Annotated in this window: 5 protein-coding genes; 4 read left to right on the top strand and 1 reads right to left on the bottom strand. The window is 59.6% G+C overall.

The window, feature by feature from the left end:
- Positions 1 to 156: 156 nt before the first annotated feature.
- The 3 genes from QMX93_RS30035 to QMX93_RS30025 are packed head-to-tail and all read left to right on the top strand — an operon-like array spanning position 157 to position 1,762.
- The gene (locus QMX93_RS30035; protein ID WP_282359201.1) at positions 157 to 591 is read left to right on the top strand and encodes an NUDIX domain-containing protein; all 435 of its coding nucleotides are present in this window, start codon (positions 157 to 159) and stop codon (positions 589 to 591) included.
- Positions 592 to 614: 23 nt separating this feature from the next.
- Positions 615 to 1,253 (top strand): LysE family translocator, encoded by a 639-nt coding sequence (locus QMX93_RS30030; RefSeq protein ID WP_282359200.1) that lies wholly within the window; start codon positions 615 to 617, stop codon positions 1,251 to 1,253.
- Positions 1,254 to 1,255: 2 nt separating this feature from the next.
- On the top strand, positions 1,256 to 1,762 hold the full coding sequence (locus QMX93_RS30025) for a GNAT family N-acetyltransferase (RefSeq protein WP_212546312.1): 507 nt from the start codon (positions 1,256 to 1,258) through the stop codon (positions 1,760 to 1,762).
- An 83-nt stretch (positions 1,763 to 1,845) separates the two neighbouring features.
- Here the strand turns inward: QMX93_RS30025 and metR are convergent, their stop codons facing one another.
- Positions 1,846 to 2,763: a transcriptional regulator MetR gene (metR, locus tag QMX93_RS30020; protein WP_008087231.1), complete on the bottom strand. Its 918-nt coding sequence runs from the start codon at positions 2,761 to 2,763 to the stop codon at positions 1,846 to 1,848.
- Positions 2,764 to 2,966: 203 nt separating this feature from the next.
- Between metR and QMX93_RS30015 the strand changes: the two genes are divergently transcribed.
- Positions 2,967 to 4,001, top strand: coding sequence for an alpha/beta hydrolase (locus QMX93_RS30015; protein ID WP_282359196.1), 1,035 nt, complete (start codon positions 2,967 to 2,969; stop codon positions 3,999 to 4,001).
- The last annotated feature ends 115 nt before the right edge of the window (positions 4,002 to 4,116 follow it).

Raw genomic sequence — 4,116 nt, 5'->3', positions numbered from 1 at the left:
CGAGCAGGCTCGCTCCCACTTTTGAAATGCATTCCCCTGTGGGAGCGAGCCTGCTCGCGAAGGCGTCAGATTTGCCTATGAAGTCATCTTGAAAGTGGCGAGCATTGGCCCAGCGTGGGATCCTGACGGCTTTTCGCCCAAGGCTATTTTCACCTCATGACACTGACATCCACTGGTTCGTCCCGCATCATCCGCATCGCCGCCGCTCTGCTGCTTAACGCGAATGGCCAAACCCTGCTTGTACGCAAACGCGGCACCACGGCATTCATGCAACCGGGCGGCAAGATCGAAGCGCATGAATTGCCGGTGCATGCCCTGGCCCGTGAGCTGGAAGAAGAACTGGATCTGCAAATCGATCCGGCGCAGGCGACCTTCCTGGGTCAGTTTTCTGCACCTGCTGCCAACGAACCGGGATGTGTCGTACAGGCCGATATCTTTCAGCTGACAATCAACGCCGACGTTTCCCCGGCAGCGGAAATCGAAGAAGTGATCTGGATCGACCCGGCCACTGACGGCGATGTCGTTTTGGCGCCATTGACACGCGATGTGATCCTGCCGTTTTATCGAGCCTCGCTGACCGCCATCGCCTGATCATCCACGCAAAGGACTTTGCCATGATCCCGCTTCAAGACCTGCTGATATTCGCCGCCGCCGCGTTACTGATGGTACTGACGCCGGGGCCGAACATGATCTACCTGATCTCGCGTTCGATCTGTCAGGGGCGCAGGGCCGGGGTCACCTCGTTGCTGGGCGTGGTCGCGGGATTTTTTGTGCATATGTTTGCCGCAGCAGCGGGTTTGACGGCGGTGTTCCTCGCGGTGCCGATGGCCTATGAAGTGTTGAAGTGGGCGGGTGCGTTGTACCTGCTGTGGCTGGCGTGGCAAGCGGTGAAACCCGGTGCGCGTTCGCCGTTTGAGGCACAGCAATTGCCACCAGATTCGTCGCGCAAACTGATCACCATGGGTTTTCTCACCAGTGCGCTGAACCCGAAGATTGCGGTTTTTTATCTCTCGGTGTTTCCGCAGTTCATCACGCCAGAGCATGGCTCGGTGTTCACCCAAAGCCTGATCCTCGGGCTGACGCAGATCAGCGTGAGTTTTACCGTCAATCTGCTGATCGCATTGTTTGCAGCGGGGATCGCTTCGTGGTTCGTGCGTAATCCGACGTGGCTGGCGATGCAGCGTTACTTCATGGGTTTTGTGTTGGCCGGGTTGGCCGTGCGATTGATGCTTGAGCAACGAAGGGCGGCTTGAGCATGTGGATAGAACGGCTGGACGCCAGTCATGCCCTGGCTTATCGGGAGTTGATGCTGGAGGCTTACGATCGCCATCCGCAGGCGTTTACCTCCAGCGTGCGTGAGCGCGCGGTGATGCCGTTGAGCTGGTGGGAAGGGCGGCTGACCAGCAAGCTCGATGTGGTGCTGGGGGCATTCGAGGGTGGCACGCTGGCCGGGATTGTCGGGCTGGCGTTTGAGCCTCGGGAGAAGGCTCGGCATAAAGCCACGTTGTTCGGGATGTATGTGTCGGCGGGTTTTCGACAGCACGGTTTGGGGTTTGAACTGGTGCAGGCGGCGATTGCCGAGGCGCAGAATCATCCGGCGTTGAAGGTCGTTCAATTGACCGTTACTGCCGGGAATGACGCGGCGTTCAAACTCTATGAGCGATGCGGCTTTATCCAGTTTGGCCTGGAGCCATTGGCGGTGCGGGTTGGCGAAGACTACTTCGACAAGATCCATATGTGGCGTGAACTGCCTCAGGCATAAAGATCAAAGGATCGCAGCCTTCGGCAGCTCCTACAGGGTTTTGTGTAGGAGCTGCCGAAGGCTGCGATCTTTTGATTTGGGTTTTAGCGAACTGCGCTAACCCCATCCAATGTCGAGAACGAAGTGTCCTTCGCCGTCAGCAAGAAATCGCGCATGTACGGCGCATCCAGCATGTCCGCACGGATCGCCGCGTACAGCGTGGCGAACAGGCCTTTCTCACCCAGCCGCTTGGCCTTCACGTAACCGCGCGAGCTGTATTCGTGCAGCGCCCAATGCGGCATGCCGCACACGCCACGACCACTGGCGACCAGTTGCATCATCATTACCGTCAGTTCTGAAGTCCGTACCTGCGCCGGCTCAATATCCGCCGGTTCTAGGAAGCGCGTGAAGATGTCCAGCCGATCACGCTCTACCGGATAAGTGATCAACGTTTCCGTGAGCAGATCCTCAGGCACGATGTACGGTTTGCTCGCCAGCGCATGCTGATTGGCCACCGCCAGCATCGCTTCATAAGTGAACAGCGGTACATAAGTGATACCAGCGATTTCCAACGGATCGGATGTCACCACCAGATCCAGATCGCCCCGCGCCAATGCCGGCAGCGGTGCAAAGGAAAAACCCGAGGCCAGATCGAGCTCGACTTCCGGCCAGGCATCGCGGAACTGGTCGATGGTCGGCATCAGCCACTGAAAGCAGCTGTGACATTCGATCGCCATGTGCAAACGCCCGGCGGTGCCACCGGCCAAGCGGCTGATGTCACGCTCGGCGGCACGCAGCAGCGGCAGGGTCGCATCGGCCAGTTGCAGCAGGCGCAAACCGGCGCTGGTGAAACGCACTGGTTTGGTCTTGCGCACAAACAATTGCATGCCCATACGCTCTTCCAGTTCCTTGAACTGGTGGGACAGCGCCGACTGCGTCAGATGCAGACGATCCGCCGCGTCGACGAGGCTGTCAGCCTCGCGCAGGGCATGCAGGGTTTTCAAGTGGCGGATCTCAAGCACCGATGGCTCCATGAATAGAATTTGCTGATTCAGCGATGGTGGTGAGTTTGTCTCATGTTGGCGGGGCTGTCGACCGCGTCTGATCGAGAGGCGCAATGACCGCTCGGCACTCTTCATCAAACTGTCACGCAACTGTGGCAGCGCGCTTGAACAAACTTCATCAGACTCGCGCTCTACTGGGGTTCTGCGTTTCGGTGTTTTTCATGCACAAGTTTTTTTTATCAGTCGCGGCCATGTTGGCCGCGCTTTTGTTCGGTGCGCCGTCGATGGCGGCCGCGCGTTGCGATGTCAACGTGCCGACCGAGCACGTCGATTTGCAACAAGTCAGCATCGCTTATCAGAGCATTGGTCGCGCCTCGGATCCGGCATTGCTGCTGGTGATGGGCCTGGGTGGGCAATTGATTCACTGGCCGGATGAGGTGGTGGTGGCGCTGTGTCAGCAGGGTTTTCGGGTGATCCGCTACGACAACCGCGACGTCGGATTGTCGACCTGGCGACAGGCGCCGGAAGAGGCCAATCTGACCTTCGAAGTGCTGCGCTACAAACTCGGTCTGCCGGTGTCGGCGCCGTACAGCCTGACGGACATGGCCGATGATGCGCTGGGGCTGATGGACGCGCTGCATGTTGAGCAATTCCACGTCTTGGGCGCGAGCATGGGCGGCATGATTGCTCAGCACATGGCGGCGATGGCGCCGCAGCGGGTCGAGAGTCTGACGCTGATCATGACGACTTCTGGCGCGGAAGGCTTGCCGGCGCCGAGTGCGGCGCTGGTGCAGTTGTTGTCGCGGCGCGGCGCACCGAATCGTCAGGTGGCGCTGGAGCAACAGGCGGATTTGCTGGCGGCGCTGGGTAGCCCGGCGGTGACCGATGATCGGCAGAATTTGCTGCAACAGGCGGCGGCTTCCTATGACCGCGCGTTTAATCCCGAGGGTGTGAAGCGGCAGATCATGGCGATCCTCGCCGAGCCTAGCCGTGTCGCGTTGCTCAACCAGTTGCGCGTACCGACGCTGGTGGTGCATGGCACGGCCGATCCGTTGTTGCCGGTGATGCATGGCGTGCACCTGGCGGCGCATATTCGTGGCAGTCAGTTGAAGCTGATTCCGGGATTGGCGCATCGGTTCCAGGAGGCGTTCAAGGAACCGTTGTTGGCGGCGGTGTTGCCGTATTTGCAGGCGCACCGGGAAGACACTTCGCATTGGGCGCAGATTGAGCCGGTGGTGGGCGGGAATTTGCTGTAACCATCGGATGTGTGGCGTTAATGAAGGCCTCTTCGCGAGCAGGCTCGCTCCCACAGGGGAGTGCGTTCCAAATGTGGGAGCGAGCCTGCTCGCGAAGGGGCCAACAGGGACACCA

Source organism: Pseudomonas sp. PS01303 (assembly GCF_029959385.1).
GTDB classification, from domain to species: Bacteria; Pseudomonadota; Gammaproteobacteria; order Pseudomonadales; family Pseudomonadaceae; genus Aquipseudomonas; species Aquipseudomonas rustica.
This window is presented reverse-complemented; position numbering and strand designations above follow the sequence as displayed.